Source organism: Polaromonas sp. P1_G1 (assembly GCF_056405595.1).
Genome location: NZ_JBFUBU010000003.1, coordinates 144249 through 165021, shown reverse-complemented (window position 1 = coordinate 165021; position 20773 = coordinate 144249). Strand labels below are relative to the sequence as shown.

16 protein-coding genes and 1 tRNA gene are annotated in these 20773 nt (G+C 63.0%); all 17 read left to right on the top strand.

Features of this window, described 5'->3' with window-relative positions; all coding sequences use genetic code 11:
- Nucleotides 1-146: EF-Tu C-terminal domain-related protein (locus AC1D1Y_RS02450; protein ID WP_477680957.1), on the top strand; the 146-nt coding region annotated here is incomplete at its 5' end.
- Nucleotides 147-163: 17 nt separating this feature from the next.
- Nucleotides 164-239 (top strand) — tRNA-Trp (locus tag AC1D1Y_RS02445).
- Between the two features lie 133 nt (nt 240-372).
- Nucleotides 373-756, top strand: a complete 384-nt coding sequence (gene secE, locus AC1D1Y_RS02440; protein ID WP_477655119.1) for a preprotein translocase subunit SecE — start codon at nt 373-375, stop codon at nt 754-756.
- A gap of 68 nt (nt 757-824) precedes the next feature.
- Nucleotides 825-1352: a transcription termination/antitermination protein NusG gene (gene nusG, locus AC1D1Y_RS02435; RefSeq protein ID WP_228778638.1), complete on the top strand. Its 528-nt coding sequence runs from the start codon at nt 825-827 to the stop codon at nt 1350-1352.
- Between the two features lie 143 nt (nt 1353-1495).
- A complete protein-coding gene (rplK, locus tag AC1D1Y_RS02430) occupies nt 1496-1930 on the top strand; it encodes a 50S ribosomal protein L11 (protein WP_188708843.1) in 435 nt (144 codons plus the stop codon).
- Nucleotides 1927-2622, top strand: coding sequence for a 50S ribosomal protein L1 (rplA, locus tag AC1D1Y_RS02425; protein ID WP_477680949.1), 696 nt, complete (start codon nt 1927-1929; stop codon nt 2620-2622). The genes rplK and rplA overlap by 4 nt, the downstream gene beginning before the upstream one ends.
- A gap of 268 nt (nt 2623-2890) precedes the next feature.
- Nucleotides 2891-3421: a 50S ribosomal protein L10 gene (gene rplJ, locus AC1D1Y_RS02420; RefSeq protein ID WP_413331069.1), complete on the top strand. Its 531-nt coding sequence runs from the start codon at nt 2891-2893 to the stop codon at nt 3419-3421.
- Nucleotides 3422-3447: 26 nt separating this feature from the next.
- A complete protein-coding gene (gene rplL, locus AC1D1Y_RS02415) occupies nt 3448-3825 on the top strand; it encodes a 50S ribosomal protein L7/L12 (protein ID WP_122955013.1) in 378 nt (125 codons plus the stop codon).
- A gap of 341 nt (nt 3826-4166) precedes the next feature.
- The gene (gene rpoB / locus AC1D1Y_RS02410; RefSeq protein WP_477655118.1) at nt 4167-8279 is read left to right on the top strand and encodes a DNA-directed RNA polymerase subunit beta; all 4113 of its coding nucleotides are present in this window, start codon (nt 4167-4169) and stop codon (nt 8277-8279) included.
- A 27-nt stretch (nt 8280-8306) separates the two neighbouring features.
- Nucleotides 8307-12530, top strand: a complete 4224-nt coding sequence (rpoC, locus tag AC1D1Y_RS02405; protein WP_477680948.1) for a DNA-directed RNA polymerase subunit beta' — start codon at nt 8307-8309, stop codon at nt 12528-12530.
- 203 nt (nt 12531-12733) lie between these two features.
- On the top strand, nt 12734-13327 hold the full coding sequence (locus AC1D1Y_RS02400) for a LemA family protein (protein WP_477655116.1): 594 nt from the start codon (nt 12734-12736) through the stop codon (nt 13325-13327).
- Nucleotides 13328-13366: 39 nt separating this feature from the next.
- Complete coding sequence (locus tag AC1D1Y_RS02395; protein WP_477680947.1) at nt 13367-14368, top strand: M48 family metalloprotease; 1002 nt, start codon at nt 13367-13369, stop codon at nt 14366-14368.
- Nucleotides 14369-14539: 171 nt separating this feature from the next.
- Nucleotides 14540-14863 (top strand): c-type cytochrome, encoded by a 324-nt coding sequence (locus AC1D1Y_RS02390; RefSeq protein WP_477680946.1) that lies wholly within the window; start codon nt 14540-14542, stop codon nt 14861-14863.
- A gap of 14 nt (nt 14864-14877) precedes the next feature.
- Entirely contained in the window at nt 14878-16203 is a 1326-nt protein-coding gene (locus AC1D1Y_RS02385; RefSeq protein WP_477680945.1) for an NAD(P)/FAD-dependent oxidoreductase, read from the top strand.
- 185 nt (nt 16204-16388) lie between these two features.
- Nucleotides 16389-17726, top strand: a complete 1338-nt coding sequence (gene rsmB, locus AC1D1Y_RS02380) for a 16S rRNA (cytosine(967)-C(5))-methyltransferase RsmB (RefSeq protein ID WP_477680956.1) — start codon at nt 16389-16391, stop codon at nt 17724-17726.
- The gene (locus tag AC1D1Y_RS02375; RefSeq protein WP_477680944.1) at nt 17707-18381 is read left to right on the top strand and encodes a DUF4390 domain-containing protein; all 675 of its coding nucleotides are present in this window, start codon (nt 17707-17709) and stop codon (nt 18379-18381) included. The genes rsmB and AC1D1Y_RS02375 overlap by 20 nt, the downstream gene beginning before the upstream one ends.
- Nucleotides 18378-20702, top strand: a complete 2325-nt coding sequence (locus AC1D1Y_RS02370; protein WP_477680943.1) for a sensor histidine kinase — start codon at nt 18378-18380, stop codon at nt 20700-20702. Before AC1D1Y_RS02375 ends, AC1D1Y_RS02370 begins: the two co-directional genes overlap by 4 nt.
- Nucleotides 20703-20773: the final 71 nt, after the last annotated feature.

The following is a 20773-nucleotide window of genomic DNA, read 5'->3' as shown; positions in this document are numbered from 1 at the left end:
GCAAGGAAATGGTCATGCCAGGCGATAACGTGTCGATCACCGTCAAGCTGATCAACCCGATCGCCATGGAAGAAGGTCTGCGCTTCGCCATCCGCGAAGGCGGCAAGACCGTCGGCGCCGGCGTCGTTGCCAAGATCATTGCGTAATTTGCAAGGTTTGATGGAGGGGTATAGCTCAATTGGCAGAGCGTCGGTCTCCAAAACCGAAGGTTGTAGGTTCGATTCCTACTGCCCCTGCCACCTGATGACTGATGTGTATCAGCGTTGAGGGTGGTTTGAAAAGTTAAAAAGCAAGCCCGCCGGGGGTCAAAACCCCAGGTGGGCTTAAGCGTCTGGAAAGACGCCCGAAGATTGAACAGGAAATCTGCCAACCATGGCCACTTCTCAAGTTGAAACCGTCAGTACCAGCGCCGACAAGGCCAAGCTGGGCGCGGCCGTTGCTCTGGTGCTGGCCTCCCTGGTGGGCTTTTACCTGCTGGCCAAGCAAGGCCAGGTGGTCCAGTGGGCTGCCCTGATCGCCGGGCTGGTGGCGGCCGTGGCGGTGTTCATGCTGTCCGAGCCGGGCAAGCAGTTCGTGGCCTTCGGCCGCGACTCATGGCGCGAAGTCAAAAAAGTCGTCTGGCCGGCCCGTCGTGAAGCCATCCAGATGACGGCTTATGTATTCGGTTTCGTGGTGATCATGGCGCTGTTTTTGTGGTTTACGGACAAGACGCTCGAATGGGTGTTTTACGACCTGCTCTTGGGATGGAAACGATAATGAGCGATCTGAATGGCACGGTAGTCAGCGAAGTGGCGGCGGGTACGTCCCTCACGCCGACGCCAGGCATGCAGTGGTATGTCGTCCATGCCTATTCCGGCATGGAAAAAGCGGTCGAGCGCAACATCGTCGAACGCATCAACCGCGCGGGCATGCAGTCCAAGTTCGGCCGTTTCCTGGTGCCCACCGAAGAAGTGGTCGAAATCAAGAACGGCCAGAAGAAAACGACGGAACGCCGCTTCTTTCCTGGTTACGTCCTGGTCGAAATGGTCATGGACGATGAAACTTGGCACCTGGTGAAGCACACCAACAAGGTTACCGGTTTTGTCGGCGGAGCCAAGAACCGCCCGGCCCCGATTTCCGAGGAAGACGTCCAGAAGATCGTCAGCCAGATGCAGGTCGGCACCGAGAAGCCGCGGCACAAGGTGGAGTTCGAAACCGGCGAATACGTGCGCGTCAAGGACGGCCCGTTCACCGACTTCAACGGCACGGTGGAAGAGGTCAATTACGACAAGAACAAGGTGCGTGTGTCGGTCACGATTTTCGGCCGCGCCACACCGGTGGAACTGGAATTCAGCCAGATCGAAAAAACGTAATTTCGGTTCGGCATTCAATTTCGCGCCTTGCAACTCGGCGCGAAACGGTCCCCAGGGACTGTTTTTGAGTTGTGTAACCCCCGGGGAGCCCGGGCCTGCCTTGATGGCGGCGCCCAGGCGTTATGACCCGCAAGGAGAAAAGTATGGCGAAAAAAATCGTCGGCTTTATCAAGCTGCAAGTGCCAGCTGGTAAGGCTAACCCGTCCCCCCCGATCGGCCCTGCGCTCGGTCAGCGTGGCCTGAACATCATGGAATTCTGCAAGGCATTCAATGCGCAGACCCAGGGTGTGGAGCCCGGTCTGCCGCTGCCTGTGGTGATCACGGCATTTGCCGACAAGAGTTTCACCTTCGTCATCAAGACGCCTCCCGCAGGCGTCCTGATCAAGAAGGCCATCAAGCTCGACAAGGGTTCTGCCACGCCGCACACGGTGAAGGTGGGCAAGATCTCCCGCGCACAGCTGGAAGAAATCGCCAAGACCAAAATGAAAGACATGACGGCTGCTGACCTCGACGCCGCAGTTCGTACTATTGCCGGCACGGCCCGTTCCATGGGTGTGTCGGTGGAGGGTGTTGTATGAGCAAGCTGACCAAGCGCCAAAAAACCATCGGCGACAAAATCGACAGCAACAAGCTGTACGCGCTGCCTGAGGCCCTGGGCCTTGTGAAAGAGTTCGCCGTCGCCAAATTCGATGAGTCCATCGATGTGGCCGTGCAGCTCGGCATCGACGCCAAGAAGTCCGACCAGGTCGTTCGCGGCGCGGTTGTGCTGCCCAACGGCACCGGCAAGACCAAGCGTGTGGCTGTGTTTGCCCAAGGCGCCAAGGCTGAAGAAGCCAAGGCCGCCGGCGCTGACATCGTCGGCATGGACGATCTGGCTGCTGAAATCAAGGCAGGCAAGATGGACTTCGACGTCGTGATCGCTTCCCCCGATGCAATGCGCATCGTAGGTACCCTGGGCCAGGTGCTCGGCCCCCGCGGCCTGATGCCCAATCCCAAGGTTGGCACCGTCACGCCTGACGTCGCCCAGGCTGTGCGCAACGCAAAAGCCGGCCAGGTCCAGTTCCGCGTCGACAAGGCCGGTATCGTGCACGGCACCATCGGCCGCCGCTCGTTCGACACCGACAAGCTGCAGGGCAACCTGGCTGYGTTGATCGATGCGCTGCAAAAAGCCAAGCCGGCTTCGAGCAAGGGTGTGTATTTGAAGAAAGTGGCGGTTTCGTCCACGATGGGTGTGGGCGTTCGCGTCGACACGCAAACCATCGCAGCGTAATCGCGAAAATTTGAGCAACCCGCAGGGGCTGCTCAATGTGGTGGGCTGCCGGGGTTCGCTCCGGCAGGTCATCCAAGACCGTTGGCGCGACAGGCTTTTTGGGCTTGCCGCTTAATCGAAAGACAGCCAACGCAGATGGCGGTCCCGCTGCTTGAATGGTTTTGCAAAGAATCTGAAAACAGTTGGTCGCTGAACATGAGCGTGTTGAAGGGCAGACAGCCGGCGCAAGCAGGCTTACACCCGACGGCACATTTTTAAGGAGTAGACCTTGAGTCTCAACCGCAGTGAGAAACAAGCCGTCATTGATGAAGTGACTGGCCTCGCCGCTAAAGCTCAAACGCTCGTGATGGCGGAATACCGTGGTATCACGGTCGCTGACATGACCCGTCTGCGCAGCCAAGCCCGCGACAAAGGCGTGACCCTGAGTGTTCTGAAGAACACCCTGGCTCGCCGCGCAGTGGCCGGCAGTGCATTCGAAGTCGTGTCCGACCAGATGACCGGTCCGCTGATCTACGGCTTTTCTACCGATGCAGTAGCTGCCGCGAAAGTGGTATCTGACTTCGCCAAGACCAACGACAAGCTGGTCATTCGCGGTGGTGCATTCGGTGGCAAGACCCTGGACGTGAACGGCGTGAAGCAACTGGCCAACATCCCTTCCAAGGAAGTGTTGCTGGCCCAGGTGTGTGGCTTGCTGATGTCCCCCATGTCGCGTACGGCCGTTGTGCTGGGCGCGCTGGCGGCGAAAAAGGGCGGCGGCGCAGCCGAAGCCCCTGCAGCAGCTGAACCTGTAGCAGCGTAATTACCCAACTTTTTTAGGAAATCAAAATGGCATTCGATAAAGACGCATTTTTGACCGCGCTGGATAGCATGACGGTCCTCGAACTCAACGAACTGGTGAAATCCATCGAAGAGAAATTTGGCGTGAGCGCTGCCGCAATGGCTGCTCCCGCTGCTGCTGGCGGCGGCGGTGCCGCTGCTGCCGCTGAAGAGAAGACCGACTTCAACGTCGTGCTGCTCGAAGCTGGCGCAAACAAGGTGTCGGTCATCAAGGCCGTGCGCGAAATCACCGGTCTGGGCCTGAAAGAAGCCAAAGACCTGGTGGACGGCGCTCCGAAGAATGTCAAGGAAGGCGCTCCAAAGGCCGACGCAGAAGCTGCGAAGAAGAAGCTCGAAGAAGCCGGCGCGAAAGTCGAACTCAAGTAATTCTTGGTGTTCGAGAAGGCTGGAAGACCGTAGTCGGGCTTCCAGCCTTTCGTGCTTCAAGGAGCACATCGAAAGCGGGTTTAAACCGCCCGTTTTTGAGTGCCCTTCGAATATCCGGCAGGCTTGCAGCCCGCCGGGTGTTTGGTAGAAGCACTGGAAAGCAGATCTAAAACGTCTGCTTTCCAGTGTTTTCTGACCCCGACTGCAGAAAACGCCTTGGTTCGGGTGACGTGCAATGCGTCACCGTCCGCCATGGTTGGTAGTGGCCAACCACCAAGCTGCCTGAATACGTGGTGTATTCGGGCACGAGAGTCGCCAGAGCCCATCAACGCGGAGAACTCATGGCCTATTCCTACACCGAACGTAAACGCATCCGCAAAAGCTTCGGCAACCGCGAAAGCGTGTTGACTGTTCCCTATTTGCTGCAAATGCAGAAAGACGCGTACACAGCGTTCCTGCAAGCCGACCGCGCCCCCCAGAAGCGCACCATCGAAGGCCTGCAGGCAGCGTTTGACAACGCATTCCCTATCGTCTCGCACAATGGTTTTGTCGAGATGAAGTTCATCGAGTACAACCTGGCCAAGCCCGCCTTCGACGTGCGCGAGTGCCAGACCCGTGGACTCACATTCGCCTCGGCCGTGCGCGCCAAGGTGCAGCTGATCATTTATGACCGCGAATCATCCACGTCGCAGTCCAAGGTGGTCAAGGAAGTGAAAGAGCAGGAAGTCTACATGGGCGAAGTGCCCCTGATGACCGACAAGGGCTCCTTCGTGATCAATGGGACCGAACGCGTGATCGTGTCCCAGCTGCATCGCTCCCCCGGCGTGTTCTTTGAACACGACAAGGGTAAAACCCACAGTTCGGGCAAGCTGCTGTTCTCGGCTCGCATCATCCCCTACCGTGGCTCCTGGCTTGACTTCGAGTTCGACCCGAAGGACGTGCTGTACTTCCGTGTCGACCGCCGCCGCAAGATGCCGGTCACCATCCTGCTCAAGGCCATCGGCCTGAACCCGGAATCCATCCTCGCGAACTTCTTCGTGTTCGACAACTTCCGCCTGATGGACAGCGGTGCGCAGATGGAATTCGTCGCCGAGCGCATGCGCGGTGAAGTGGCCCGCTTCGACATCACCGACAAGAACGGCAAGGTCGTCGTCGCCAAGGACAAGCGCATCACGGTTCGCCACACCCGCGAACTCGAGCAGAGCAACACCACCACCATCAGCGTGCCGGAAGACTTCCTGGTCGGCCGCGTGGTCGCCAAGAACATCGTCGACGCCGAAACCGGTGAGATCATCGCCAAGGCCAACGACGAGCTGACCGAAGTGCTGCTGAAGAAGCTGCGCGTGGCCGGCGTGCAGGACCTGCAGGTGCTGTACACCAACGAACTCGACCAGGGCGCGTACATTTCGCAAACCCTGCGCGCCGATGAAACGGCCGACGAGTTCGCCGCCCGCGTCGCGATCTACCGCATGATGCGCCCCGGCGAGCCGCCGACGGAAGACGCGGTGCAGGCCCTGTTCCAGCGCCTGTTCTACAACCCGGACACCTACGACCTGTCGCGCGTGGGCCGCATGAAGTTCAACGCCCGTGTCGGCCGCGACTCTTCCACCGGTCCCATGGTCATGACCAACGAGGACATCTTGGCTGTCGTCAAGATCCTGGTCGACCTGCGCAACGGCAATGGCGAAGTCGATGACATCGACCACCTCGGCAACCGCCGCGTGCGTTGTGTCGGCGAACTCGCCGAGAACCAGTACCGCACCGGCCTGGCGCGTATCGAAAAGGCCGTGAAAGAGCGTTTGGGTCAGGCCGAGCAAGAGCCGCTGATGCCTCACGACCTGATCAACAGCAAGCCGATCTCCGCTGCCCTGAAGGAATTCTTCGGCGCATCGCAGCTGTCGCAGTTCATGGACCAGACCAACCCGCTGTCCGAAATCACACACAAGCGCCGTGTTTCGGCCCTTGGCCCGGGCGGTTTGACCCGCGAACGCGCAGGTTTCGAAGTGCGCGACGTGCACGTGACCCATTACGGCCGCGTCTGCCCGATTGAAACGCCTGAAGGCCCGAACATCGGCCTGATCAACTCGCTGGCCTTGTACGCCCGCCTCAACGAGTACGGTTTCATCGAAACCCCGTACCGCCGTGTGGTGGACAGCAAGATCACCGACCAGATCGATTACCTGTCGGCCATCGAAGAAGGCAAGTACGTGATCGCCCAGGCCAATGCCCTGCTGGACGAGTCCGGCAAGCTGACCGGCGACCTGGTGTCCGCCCGTGAAAACGGCGAATCCGTGCTGGTCGGCGCAGAGCGCATCCAGTACATGGACGTTTCGCCCGCGCAGATCGTCTCGGTGGCCGCTTCCCTCGTGCCCTTCCTGGAGCACGATGACGCCAACCGCGCGCTGATGGGCGCCAACATGCAGCGCCAGGCCGTGCCTGTGCTGCGTCCCGAGAAGGCCTTCGTCGGCACCGGCATCGAGCGCGTTTCCGCGGTCGACTCCGGCACCGTGGTGACGGCCAATCGTGGCGGTGTGGTCGATTACGTCGATGCCACCCGCATCGTGGTGCGCGTCAATGACGCGGAAGCCCTGGCCGGCGAAGTCGGTGTGGACATCTACAACCTGATCAAGTACCAGCGTTCCAACCAGAACACCAACATCCACCAGCGCCCCATCGTCAAGATGGGCGACAAGCTGGCCAAGGGTGACGTGATCGCCGACGGCGCATCGACGGACATCGGCGAACTGGCCCTGGGCCAGAACATGCTGGTGGCTTTCATGCCCTGGAACGGCTATAACTTCGAGGATTCGATCCTGATCTCCGAGCGCGTGGTGGCCGAAGACCGCTACACCTCGATTCACATCGAAGAACTCGTGGTGATGGCCCGCGACACCAAGCTGGGCTCCGAAGAAATCACGCGCGACATTCCCAATCTGTCCGAACAGCAGCTCAACCGCCTTGACGAGTCCGGCATTATTTATGTCGGCGCTGAAGTCCAGCCGGGCGACACGCTGGTCGGCAAGGTCACGCCCAAGGGCGAGACCACGCTGACGCCGGAAGAAAAACTGCTGCGCGCCATCTTCGGCGAAAAAGCCAGCGACGTGAAGGACACTTCGCTGCGCGTGAGCCAGGGTTCGCAAGGCACCGTGATCGACGTGCAGGTCTTCACCCGTGAAGGCATTGTTCGCGACAAGCGCGCCCAGCAGATCATCGACGACGAGCTCAAGCGTTTCCGCCTGGACCTGAACGACCAGCTGCGCATCGTGGAAGCCGACGCGTTCGACCGTATTGAGAAAATGCTGGTCGGCAAGGTCGCCAACGGCGGCCCGAAGAAACTCGCCAAGGGCAGCAAGATCGACAAGGCCTACCTGGCCGACGTCGAGAAGTACCACTGGTTCGACATCCGCCCGGCGGAAGACGACGTGGCTTCGCAGCTGGAAAGCGTCAAGAATGCCATGGAGCAGACGCGCCACAGCTTCGACCTGGCTTTTGAAGAAAAGCGCAAGAAGCTCACGCAGGGCGACGAACTGCCGGCCGGCGTGCTGAAGATGGTCAAGGTCTACCTGGCCGTCAAGCGCCGCCTGCAACCCGGCGACAAGATGGCCGGCCGCCATGGCAACAAGGGTGTGGTGTCCAAGATCGTTCCGGTCGAAGACATGCCCTACATGGCCGACGGCACACCGTGCGACATCGTGCTGAACCCGCTGGGCGTGCCTTCGCGCATGAACGTGGGCCAGGTGCTTGAAGTCCATCTGGGCTGGGCTGCTAAGGGCCTGGGCCAGCGGATCGGCGACATGCTGCAAGCCGAAGCCAAGGTGGCCGAGCTGCGCAAGTTCATGGACACRCTGTACAACAAGTCCGGCCGCACCGAAGACCTGGCCAAGCTGTCGGATACCGACGTGCTCGAGATGGCCAGCAACCTGGCCACCGGCGTGCCTTTCGCGACGCCGGTGTTCGACGGTGCTTCGGAAGAAGACATCATGACCATGCTCAAGCTGGCCTACCCGGACGACATCGCCAAGGCCAAGGGCCTGACGGCGACGCGCACCCAGGCCCAGCTGTACGACGGGCGCACGGGCGACCAGTTCGAGCGCACGACGACGGTCGGCTACATGCACGTCCTGAAACTTCACCATCTGGTGGACGACAAGATGCACGCCCGCTCGACCGGCCCCTACAGCCTGGTCACGCAGCAGCCGCTGGGCGGCAAGGCGCAATTCGGTGGACAGCGTTTCGGCGAGATGGAGGTCTGGGCGCTGGAAGCCTACGGTGCCGCCTACACGTTGCAGGAAATGCTCACCGTCAAGTCCGACGACGTGCAGGGCCGTACCAAGGTGTACGAGAGCATCGTCAAGGGCGAGCACGCGATCACGGCCGGCATGCCCGAGTCGTTCAACGTGCTGGTCAAGGAAATCCGTTCGCTCGGTATCGACATCGAGCTGGAACGCAGCTAATCAACAGGAAAGAAAAGGATTTAACTCATGAAATCATTACTCGACCTGTTCAAGCAATTCACGCCGGATGAGCATTTCGATGCCATCAAGATCGGCATGGCCTCGCCCGAGAAGATCCGTTCGTGGTCTTTCGGCGAAGTCAAGAAGCCTGAAACCATCAACTACCGCACCTTCAAGCCCGAGCGCGACGGTCTTTTTTGCGCCAAGATCTTTGGCCCCATCAAGGATTACGAATGCCTGTGCGGCAAGTACAAGCGCCTCAAGCACCGCGGTGTCATCTGCGAGAAGTGCGGCGTTGAAGTCACGCAGACCAAGGTCCGCCGCGAGCGCATGGGTCACATCGACCTGGCCGCACCGTGCGCGCACATCTGGTTCCTGAAGTCGCTGCCGTCGCGCCTGGGCCTGGTGCTCGACATGACGCTGCGCGACATCGAGCGCGTGCTCTACTTTGAAGCATACGTGGTGACCGATCCCGGCATGACCCCGCTGAAGAAATTCAGCATCATGTCGGAAGACGACTACGACGCCAAGCGTAAGGAATACGGCGACGAGTACACCGCCAAGATGGGCGCCGAAGGCATCAAGGACCTGCTCGAAGGGCTGGACCTCGACGTCGAAATCGACAAGCTGCGCAACGACCTGACCGGTTCCGAAATCAAGATCAAGAAAAACGCCAAGCGCTTGAAATTGATGGAAGCGTTCAAGAAGTCCGGCATCAAGCCGGGCTGGATGGTGCTCGACGTGCTGCCCGTGCTGCCGCCGGACCTGCGTCCGCTGGTGCCGCTGGACGGCGGCCGCTTTGCGACCTCCGACCTGAACGACTTGTACCGTCGCGTCATCAACCGCAACTCGCGCTTGCGCCGCCTGCTGGAACTGAAGGCCCCTGAAATCATCGCGCGCAACGAAAAGCGCATGCTGCAGGAAGCCGTCGATTCGCTGCTGGACAACGGCCGTCGCGGCAAGGCCATGACGGGCGCCAACAAGCGCGCGCTGAAGTCCCTGGCCGACATGATCAAGGGCAAGTCGGGCCGTTTCCGCCAGAATTTGCTGGGCAAACGCGTCGACTACTCCGGCCGCTCCGTGATTACCGTGGGCCCGACGCTCAAGCTGCACCAGTGCGGCCTGCCSAAGCTGATGGCGCTGGAACTGTTCAAGCCTTTCATCTTCGCGCAGCTCGAGTCGCGCGGCATCGCCACGACCATCAAGGCGGCCAAGAAGGAAGTCGAATCCGGCACGCCGGTGGTCTGGGACATCCTGGAAGAGGTCATCAAGGAACACCCCGTGATGCTGAACCGTGCGCCCACGCTGCACCGTCTCGGCATCCAGGCCTTTGAGCCCATCCTGATCGAAGGCAAGGCTATCCAGCTGCACCCGCTCGTCTGCTCGGCCTTCAACGCCGACTTCGACGGCGACCAGATGGCCGTCCACGTGCCGCTGTCGGTGGAAGCGCAGATGGAAGCCCGCACCCTGATGCTGGCTTCGAACAACATCTTGTTCCCCGCCAACGGCGAGCCTTCCATCGTTCCTTCGCAGGACGTTGTGCTGGGCCTGTACTACACGACCCGCGACCGTACCAACGGCAAGGGCGAAGGCCTGGTGTTCTCGGACACCGGCGAAGTCCGCCGCGCGTTCGACGCGGGTGAGCTCGACCTGAACGCCCGCATCAGCGTGCGCCTGACCGAGTACACCAAGGACAAGGCCACCGGCGAATTCGTGCCGTCGACCAAGCTGTGGGAGACCACCGGCGGCCGCGCGCTGCTGTCCGAGATCCTGCCCAAGGGCCTGCCTTTCTCCAACATCAACAAGGCGTTGAAGAAGAAGGAAATCTCCAAGCTCATCAACGTGTCTTTCCGCAAGTGCGGACTGAAAGAGACCGTGGTGTTCGCCGACAAGCTGCTGCAATCGGGCTTCCGCCTGGCGACCAAGGCCGGCATCTCGATCTGCATCGACGACATGCTGATCCCCAAGGAAAAGCCGGCCATCATTGCGCGCGCCCAGAAGGAAGTTAAAGAGATCGAGCAGCAGTATGTCTCGGGCCTGGTGACCTCCGGCGAGCGCTATAACAAGGTGGTCGACATCTGGGGCAAGTCCGGCGACGAAGTGTCCAAGGTGATGATGGCCCAGCTCTCGAAAGAGAAGGTCATCGACCGCAACGGCAAGGAAGTCGAGCAGGAATCCTTCAACTCCATCTACATGATGGCCGACTCCGGCGCCCGCGGTTCCGCGGCGCAGATTCGCCAGGTCGCCGGTATGCGCGGTTTGATGGCCAAGCCTGACGGCTCCATTATCGAAACGCCGATTACCGCCAACTTCCGCGAAGGCCTGAACGTGCTGGAGTACTTCATCTCCACCCACGGTGCCCGTAAGGGCCTGGCTGACACTGCGCTGAAAACCGCCAACTCCGGCTACCTGACGCGCCGCCTGTGCGACGTGGTGCAGGATCTGGTCGTGACCGAAGAGGATTGCGGCACCCAGGAAGGCTCGCTCATGCGCGCCATCGTGGAGGGCGGTGAAGTCATCGAATCGCTGCGCGACCGTATCCTCGGCCGCACCGCGGTGGAAGACGTGCTGCACCCCGAGAACCGCTCGGTCCTGGCCAAGGCCGGCGTCATGCTGGACGAAGACCTGATCGAAGAGCTCGAAGCGGCCGGCGTGGACGAAGTGAAAGTGCGCACGGCCCTGACCTGCGAAACCCGCTTCGGCCTGTGCGCCAAGTGCTACGGCCGCGACCTGGGCCGTGGCGGCCTGATCAACATCGGCGAAGCGGTCGGTATCATCGCCGCCCAGTCGATCGGCGAACCCGGCACCCAGCTGACGATGCGGACCTTCCACATCGGCGGCGCCGCATCGCGCGCAGCCATCGCCTCCAGCGTCGAAGCCAAGTCCAATGGCGTGATCGGTTTCAACGCACCGATGCGCTATGTGACCAACAGCAAGGGCGAGCTGGTCGTGATTGCCCGTTCCGGCGAAATCGTCATCCATGACGAGCACGGCCGCGAGCGCGAGCGCCACAAAGTGCCGTACGGCGCGATTCTGGCGGTGAAAGCCGACCAGACGATCAAGGCCGGCGCCATCCTGGCCAACTGGGACCCGCTGACGCGCCCCATCATTACCGAGTTCGCCGGCAAGGTGGCCTTCGAGAATGTGGAAGAAGGCGTGACGGTTGCCAAGCAGGTTGACGATGTGACCGGCCTGTCCACCCTGGTGGTGATCGATCCGAAACGCCGCGGCGCCACGAAGGTGATCCGTCCGCAGGTCAAGCTGATCGACGCCGCCGGCCACGAAGTCAAGATCCCCGGCACCGATCACTCGGTGACCATCGGCTTCCAGGTGGGCGCGCTGGTTCAGGTGCGCGACGGCCAGGACGTGGGCCCCGGCGAAGTGCTGGCCCGTATCCCGATCGAAGGCCAGAAGACCCGCGACATTACCGGCGGTCTGCCGCGTGTCGCCGAGCTCTTCGAAGCCCGTACGCCGAAAGACAAGGGCACGCTGGCCGAGATGACCGGTACCGTGTCCTTCGGTAAAGAGACCAAAGGCAAGGTTCGTTTGCAGATCACCGATCCTGAAGGCAAGGTCTGGGAAGACCTGGTCCCCAAGGAAAAGAACATCCTGGTGCACGAAGGCCAGGTGGTCAACAAGGGCGAATCGATTGTGGACGGCCCGGCCGACCCGCAAGACATCCTGCGCCTGCTGGGCATGGAAGAGCTGGCCCGCTACATCGTCGACGAAGTGCAGGACGTTTACCGCCTGCAGGGCGTGAAGATCAACGACAAGCACATCGAAGTGATTGTTCGCCAGATGCTGCGCCGCGTGGTTGTTGAAAACGTGGGCGATTCCAGCTACATCGCCGGCGAGCAGGTCGAGCGTTCCGCCATGCTGGACGCCAACGACGCGCTGCGCGCCGACGGCAAGGTCCCGGCCACCTTCAGCAACCTGTTGCTCGGTATCACCAAGGCCTCGCTGTCGACCGATTCGTTCATCTCCGCGGCTTCCTTCCAGGAAACCACCCGCGTGCTCACCGAGGCTGCCATCATGGGCAAGCGCGACGAGCTGCGCGGCCTGAAAGAGAACGTGATCGTCGGCCGCCTGATCCCTGCCGGCACCGGCATGGCCTACCACGAGGCACGCAAAGCCAAGGACCAGATGGACGACGCTGAGCGCCGCGCCATCGCCGAAGCCGAAGCCGCCGAACTGGAAGCGATGCCCGCTGCGGCTGAAACCGGTGGTGGCGATAGCGCCGCTTCCGAGTAAGCCGGCTGACACGCTCCCGGCGCCCTGAAAGGCGCCCGGCCCCACACCTGTAAAGGTGTGGGGCTTTTTTTTTGGCGCTTGCCGCGTGGCCACCACACCGGGGAAAGAGCCGGCTTGCCGATCCGGCCCAAAAGCAGTTAACCTCGCGGCAGCCGCCGGCCGGGATCCTCTCCTGCCGGCGTTCTTCAGCACCAAGGAATCCCATGTCCCTCAGCACGCTTGTCGTCATCGTCGTGTTTGCCTTGCTGGTCTTCTGGGCCGTGGGCGCCTACAACCGGCTGGTGCGGCTCAAGAACATCATTGCCAATGCCTTCGGCCAGATCGACGTGCAGCTCAAGCGCCGCTATGACCTGATTCCCAACTTGGTGGAAGCCGCCAAGAAATACCTGCAGCACGAGCAAAGCACGCTGGAAGCCGTGACGCTGGCGCGCAACCAGGCGCGTAGTGCCAGTGATGCGGTGCGCAGCCGGCCCGCCAACGCCGTGGCCGTGACCGCGCTGGCCGTCGCCGAGCAGGCGCTCGAAGGCAGCCTGGGCCGCCTCTTCGCCGTGGCCGAGGCCTACCCTGAACTCAAGGCCGACCAGACCATACGCGAACTCAGCGAAGAACTCACGAGCACCGAAAACAAGGTCGGCTTCGCGCGCCAGGCCTATAACGACGCCGTGCTGGATTACAACAACGCGCAGGGCCAGTTTCCAGCTGTGTTGATCGCCCGGACTTTTGGTTTTGCACCTTCCGCCATGCTGCGCGCGACCGAGAGCGCGACTGAACGCCAGGCCGTGCGCATTCAGATGTAGTGGTCGCCAGATGGCTTGTTCCTCCCCGGCCCGCCGTTGATGCGCTTCTTTGAACGGCAGGAAACCGCCCGCGCCCAGACCCTGCGGCTGCTGTTGCTCTTCGGCCTGACCCTGGTCGCCCTGCTGCTGGCCGTCAACGGGGCGCTGGCACTGGCCTGGCGGCTGGTGACGCCGGGCTTCAGCGGCTATCCCGTCTACTTCTTCAGCGTCAACACCTCGGTGACCCTGCTGTTCGTGCTGGGCGGCTGGTGGCTGGAGACCTCGGCCCTGAGTAGCGGCGGCGAGGCGCTGGCGCGCCGCGTCGGAGCCCGCGAGGCCTGGCCCGCCAGCCGGGAAGCCGAGCAAAAACTCAGCAACATCGTGAGTGAACTGGCCATTGCGGCCAGCATGAAGCCGCCCCTGGCCATGGTGCTGCCGCGCCTGGACGCGATCAATGCCTTTGCCGCGGGCTGGGGCGAGGACGACGCGGTCATCGCCGTCACGCAAGGTGCACTCGACAAGCTCACGCGCGACGAACTCCAGGGCCTTGTAGCCCACGAACTGAGCCACCTGCGCGAAGGCGATACACGTTTGAACATGCGGCTGGCCGGCATGGTGTTCGGGCTGGAGATGATCTTCAACCTGGGCCGCAGCATGTGCGGCGCTGACGAAAACGGCCAGCGTTCCTTTCTCGCCTTGCCCGGGTTCCCCATCCTGGTCACCGGATCGCTGGGCTGGCTGGCGGGGCGTGCGCTCAAGGCGGCGATCTCGCGCCAGCGCGAGTTCCTGGCCGATGCGCGCGCCGTGCAGTTCACGCGCAGCCGGGAAGRCCTGGGCGGCGTGCTGCGCAAGGTGGCCGGCGAAGAAGAGCAGGGCATGGCGCCCGCGCGCAGCCTGCACCCGGCGGTGCAGCACATGCTGCTGGTCGATGCCCGCGACCGGGGCCGCTGGTTTGCCAGCCACCCGCCGCTGGCGGAGCGCATCTTCCAGATCTACGGCCGGCCCATGGCGGTACTGTCGATGCGGGATGAACTGCCGACGCGGCCCGACGCGATCTTTTGAACGCAGCGCCATCAACGATGAATTGGTGCCAAGCAAATCACCAATGGTTCGAATGCGGGAGGTGACGCGACATGCCGAAGTACTGGATACTCCCTATAGGGTGCCAAGGGCACCGCGTTAAATTGTCAGATCAAGAAAAAACCAAAATCTGAAACCGCCTGGAGGCCCCACATGAGAACCCCACACCTCGCCCAACTCGCCGTGCCCTTGCTGTGCCTGGCACTCAGCCCCGTCGCCCAGGCGCAAAGCAAGGAGGCGCTCTACACCCGAAGCCTGGCCGCCACCTGCGCCAACTGCCACGGCACCGACGGCAAAGTGGTGCAGGGGTCCCAGGTCACCTCGCTGGCCGGCCTGGATAAAAGCTACATCGTCGCGCAGATGGGCGCCTTCAAGACCGGCGCCCGGCCGGCCACCGTGATGCATCAGATCAGCAAGGGCTTCAACGATGCGCAGGTCGAGGCGCTGGCCGGCTACTTTGCCGCACAAAAGAAGTAAGGGGAAAGAACACCATGAACACGTTTCTTCAATCCCGTTCCGCTTCTTTCGCTTCGATGGCCGGCTTCAAGCGCCGTTCTTTCCTGCAGTCCACTGCCGCCCTGAGTCTGCTGGGGCTGGCCGGCTGCGCCAGCACCGTCGTTCCCTCCAGGGCCAAGGTCGTGGTGATAGGCGGCGGTTACGGCGGCGCCACCGCCGCCAAGTATGTGCGCCTGCTGTCCGACCACACAATCGACGTGGTGCTGATCGAACCGCAGGATGCTTTCATTTCCTGCCCCATCTCCAACCTGGTGCTCAGCGGCGGCAAGCAGCTGTCTGATCTCACCGCTTCCTACGCGGGCCTGTCGCGCGCCCACGGCATCACGGTGGTGAAGGACTACGCGAGCGCCATCGACACCGCGAAGAAAACCGTCACGCTGGCCGGCGGCGCCACTATCGCCTACGACAAGCTGGTGGTTTCGCCCGGCGTGGAGCTGATGTTCGGCAGCATAGAGGGCCTCAAGGAGGCCAACGCCTCCGGCCAGGTGCTGCAGGCCTGGAAGGCCGGTGCGGAAACCGTGGCGCTGCGCCGCCAGCTGGAGGCCATGCCCGACGGCGGCGTCTACGCCATCACGATTCCCGAAGCGCCTTACCGCTGCCCACCCGGCCCTTACGAGCGCGCCTCGGTCATCGCCGGCTATTTCAAGGCGGCCAAGCCGCGTAGCAAGGTGCTGATCCTGGATGCCAACCCCGACGTCACCTCCAAGGGGCCGCTGTTCAAGAAGGTGTGGGCCGAGCAGTACAAGGGCATCGTCGAATACCGTGGCCAGCACAAGGCCACGGCGGTGGATGTGAAGGCCGGCATCATCAAGTTCGACGTGCAGGACGACGTCAAGGCCAACGTGCTCAATGTGCTGCCAGCGATGCGCGCCGGCACCATCGCCGTTCAGGCCGGCCTCAACAATCAGGCCAACAATCGCTGGTGCGGCGTCAATTACCTGACCTTCGAATCCACCGCCGCCAAAGACGTGCATGTGCTCGGCGATTCCATTCAGGTGGCACCGGCCATGCCCAAGAGCGGGCACATGGCCAACAACCATGGCAAGGTGGCGGCCGCCGCCATCGTCGCCCAGCTCTCGGGCTGGGACGTCAACCCGGCTCCCATGCTGACCAACACCTGCTACAGCTTTGTCGACAACAAGAACGTGATCCATGTGGCCAGCGTGCATGAATACGTGGCCGCCGAGAAAACCTTCAAGGCCGTCGCCGGCTCCGGGGGCGTCAGCACCGGGCCTACCGAGCTTGAAGGCGTCTACGCGCTGAACTGGGCCAGCAATATCTGGGCAGATACCCTGAGTTGATGTTGGCCCCCACGGTCGCTCACTGCGTGTAGCTCCCTGCCCCCCCGAGGGGCCGCTGCGACTGCGGCCCGGCAAAGCCGGTTCCGCGGCCCCTGCTTGCAATTCGGGATGGGTACTGAGGTGGCGGTTTCAGGACTGGTCTAATACGGGATAGCCGCCCGTTTTGGGCGACATTCGTGAGCCTAATGCAAGACAACCCGACCCAAGTCCCCCTGTGGCGCCAGCTGCAAGGGGCTGCTTCCCTGCTGATGGCCGTGCGCGACGGCCAGTCCATGACCGCCGCGCTTGACGACGTTGACGCTGCTTTGCGGCCCGGCGTGCAATCGTTGGGTTTTCACACGCTGCGCTGGCTGGGCCGTGCCGAGGCCTTGCGCCAGCAACTGGCCCGCCGCCCGCCGCCGCCCGAGGCTGACGCCTTGCTGTGCGTGGCCCTGGCCTTGATCTGGACCGAGCACGACGCGCCCTACACCGCACACACCCTGGTCGACCAGGCGGTTGAAGCTGCCAAGCGCGGCGACGCCACCCAGCACCAAGCCAGTTTTATCAACGGCTGCTTGCGCCGCTTTCTGCGTGAGCGCGATGAACTGGTGGCGCGCACCGAAAAAAGTCCCCAGGCCGTCTGGAACCACCCGCAGTGGTGGATAGACCGGGTGCGCAAGGACCACCCCGGGGAGTGGCAGGCCGTCCTGCAGGCCAACAACAGCCGCGCGCCGCTGATCCTGCGCGTCAACGAACGCAAGACGACACAGGCCGGTTACCTGCGAGCGCTGGCAGCCGCCCAGATCGACGCTGCGCCGGTGGGCCAATATGGCGTGATCCTCGCGGCCGCGCGCCCGGTGACCGGCCTGCCCGGCTTTGCCGAGGGGCATTTTTCGGTGCAGGATGCCGCCGCGCAGCTGGCGGCGCCTCTACTGCTGGAAGGACTGGCCGCTCCGGACGGGGGCGGCACCCGGCTCAACATCCTCGACGCCTGTGCCGCCCCGGGCGGCAAAACCGCCCACCTGCTGGAAATCGCCGACTGTGAAGTGACCGCGCTCGACATTGACGCGCGTCGTTGCGAGCGCGTCGGCCAGAACCTGCTGCGCCTGGGATTGCAGGCCCAGATTCGCGTGGGCGACGCCGGCGAGCCGGACGGCTGGTGGGATGGCCGGCTGTACGACGGCATCCTGCTGGACGCTCCCTGCACCGCTTCCGGCATCGTGCGGCGCCACCCGGACGTGCGCTGGCTGCGCCGGCCCACCGACATCGCCCAGCTGGCCGCCATCCAGGCGAAGCTGCTCGAAACGCTCTGGCCCCTGCTCAAACCCGGCGGGCGCTTGCTGTACTGCACTTGCTCGGTTTTTCGGGCGGAAGGCGACAACCAGATACAAACGTTTCTTACGCACCACACCGATGCTCTATTAAGGCCCTCGCCGGGGCATTTGCTCCCGCAAAGTGGCGTGGAAGCGACGGTCTTCCCGGACAATTTGATGCGTGAGCACGACGGTTTTTATTACGCACTCCTTGAAAAAAGCGACCGCTGACAACGGCCGGCGCCTGGGGCATGCCGCTGCGCGCTGGCTGTTGGGGGCTTGCCTCTGTGTGCTGCTGGCCTGGGCGCCCGGGCTGGCCTCTGCCACCGAGATCACCCAGCTGCGCGTGGAGCGCGGCGAAGACGGGGTGCACCTGTCCGCCCTGGTCCGCTTCGACCTCCCGCTGGTGGTGGAAGACGCCCTGCTCAAGGGCATTCCGATGTTTTTTGTGGTTGAGGCCGATATCTACCGCGACCGCTGGTACTGGACCGATCCGCGCGTGGCCAGCACCGCCCGCACCATACGCCTGGCCTACCAGCCGCTGACCCGGCGCTGGCGCGTCAACATCGCGTCAGGACTGATCACCAGCTCCTCCGGCCTGCGGGCCACCCTGAACCAGAATTATGAGACCTTGTCCGAGGCCTTGTCGGCTATCCAGCGCGTGGCCCGCTGGAAGATCGCGGAAGCCGGTGACGTGGACCCGGATGCCTCCTACAAGCTGGACTTCAGTTTCCGGTTGGACCTGTCCCAATTGCCCCGGCCGTTCCAGATCGGTGTAGCCGGCCAGCGGGACTGGAATATTTCCGCGCAGATCAAGGAGCGGCTCAGGCTGGAGCCCGCAGCGCCCCAGGCCCCCGCGGCCCCAGGCACCGAGGCCACCAAGTGAACCTGCAGGTCAGCGGCGGGTCCCTCAAAAGCAGCAAAGCCTTTCGCTGGACGGTCGGCGTCGGCATAGGCGCCATCGTGGCGCTGGGCCTGGTGCTGATGTTTCTGCTGACGCAGGCCACCGGTAACCGCGAACTCTACGAACGCAACTACGCGCTGCTGCTGATGCTCAACATCGCGGTCGCCGGCCTGCTGCTGCTGGTGATCGGCTGGATCGTCGCGCGGCTGCTGCTGCGGTTGCGCCGCGGCCGCTTCGGCAGCCGCTTGCTGGTCAAGCTCGCGGCCATCTTCGCGCTGGTCGGCCTGATGCCGGGCCTGATGATTTACGTGGTGTCCTACCAGTTCGTTTCGCGTTCCATCGAAAGCTGGTTCGACGTGGAAGTGGAGGGCGCCCTGGCCGCGGGCCTGAACCTGGGCCGCGCCACGCTGGACACGCTGGCGGCCGACCTTGGCAACAAGACACGGCAGGCCGCCACGCAGATCGCCGAAACGCCCGATGCCATGGCGGGGCTGGCGCTGGAGCGCCTGCGCGACCAGCTGCAAGCCAGTGACGTGGTGCTCTGGAGCCCCTCGGGCCAGGTGATCGCCAGCGCCGGCGAATCGCGCTTCCTGCTCAAACCCGAACGCCCCTCGGTGCAGCAGCTGCGCAGCGCGCGCACGCAGCGTGTCGTCACGCAGATCGAAGGCCTGGACGAGGTGGTGTCCGCCGGCAACGGCGAACTGGCGGCGGGCGCGGCTGGTCCGGCGGCCAACGCCGGCAGCGCGCCGCGCGTCAAGGCCATCGCCGTGGTCAACAACCCCAATGTGGCCGTGCTGGGCGATGCCCGTTTTCTGCAGGTGACCCAGCTGCTGCCCGAAGGCCTGGTGGCCAACGCCGTCGCCGTCCAGGAGGCCAACCGCGAATACCAGGAACGCGCGCTGGCGCGCGGCGGCCTGCGCAAGATGTATATAGGCACACTCACGCTCAGCCTGTTCCTCGCCGTGTTCGGCGCGGTGCTGCTGGCGGTGCTGCTGGGCAACCAGCTGGCCAAGCCGCTGCTGGTGCTGGCCGAAGGCGTGCGCCAGGTGGCGCAGGGCGACCTCACGCCCAAGGCAGCGCTGCAAGGCAAGGACGAACTCGGCGGGCTTACGCGTTCCTTTGCCGATATGACGCAGCAGCTGTCCGATGCCCGCACGGCGGTGCAGCAAAGCATGAGCCAGGTGGACGCGGCGCGCGCCAACCTGCAGACCATCCTGGACAACCTGACGGCCGGCGTCATCGTGCTCGACGTGCGCGGCAGCATCCAGTCCAGCAACCCGGGCGCCACGCGCATCCTGCGCGCGCCGCTGGCGGCCTACCACGGCAAGTCGCTCGGCGAAGTGCCCGGCCTGGGCGTGTTCGCCAAAGACGTGCTGGCCCAGTTCGCCGACTACCTTAGCGACGGGGCGCCGCATGCGCAGGAGCACTGGCAGCAGTCGTTTGAACTCAACGCGGCCATGCCTGGCGCGCCGGACAATGCCATCACACTGATCGCGCGTGGCGCCAGGATGCCCGGTACCGAGGAGTTCCTGCTGGTGTTCGACGATATTTCCGAAATGGTCTCGGCCCAGCGCGCGCAGGCCTGGGGCGAGGTGGCGCGAAGGCTCGCGCACGAAATCAAGAACCCGCTCACGCCGATACAGCTGTCGGCCGAACGCCTGGAAATGAAACTCACCGGCAAGGTGGGCGAGGCCGAACAGCAACTGCTCACCAAATCCGTCAAGACCATCGTCGACCAGGTCGACGCGATGAAGCGGCTGGTCAACGAGTTCCGCGACTACGCCCGGCTGCCGGCCGCCGAACTCAAGCCCGTGGACCTCAATGCCCTGGTCAACGACGTGATGCAGCTCTACCTGCACGACAGCCACAGCGACGGCCACGGCGGCCGGCGCAGCGATGCCGCTGCCGCGGTGCCCGTCGTCACCGAGCTCGACCCCAAGGCCCCGCTGATCCAGGGCGATGCCCAGCAGCTGCGCCAGGTCATCCACAACCTGCTGCAGAATGCGCAGGACGCCCAGGAGGGCAAAGAGGGCGCGTGCGTCACGCTCAAGACCGAGTACTCCGAGACCTCCAGGCGCGTGCGCCTGAGCGTGCGCGACAAGGGCACCGGCTTTCCCGAACACATCCTTAAACGCGCCTTCGAGCCCTACGTCACCACCAAGGTCAAGGGCACGGGGCTGGGGCTGGCGGTGGTCAAAAAAATCGCCGACGAACACGGCGCGCGCATCGATATTTCCAACCGGGTTTTGGACGGCGCGGTGCAAGGGGCGCAAGTGTCGTTATCATTTGCAGTTGTGGCATAACAACACATTCAGTAACACTTCGATTTCGAGATCCGCACGGCATCGCAACAACAGGCAGGCAGCAATTCAAT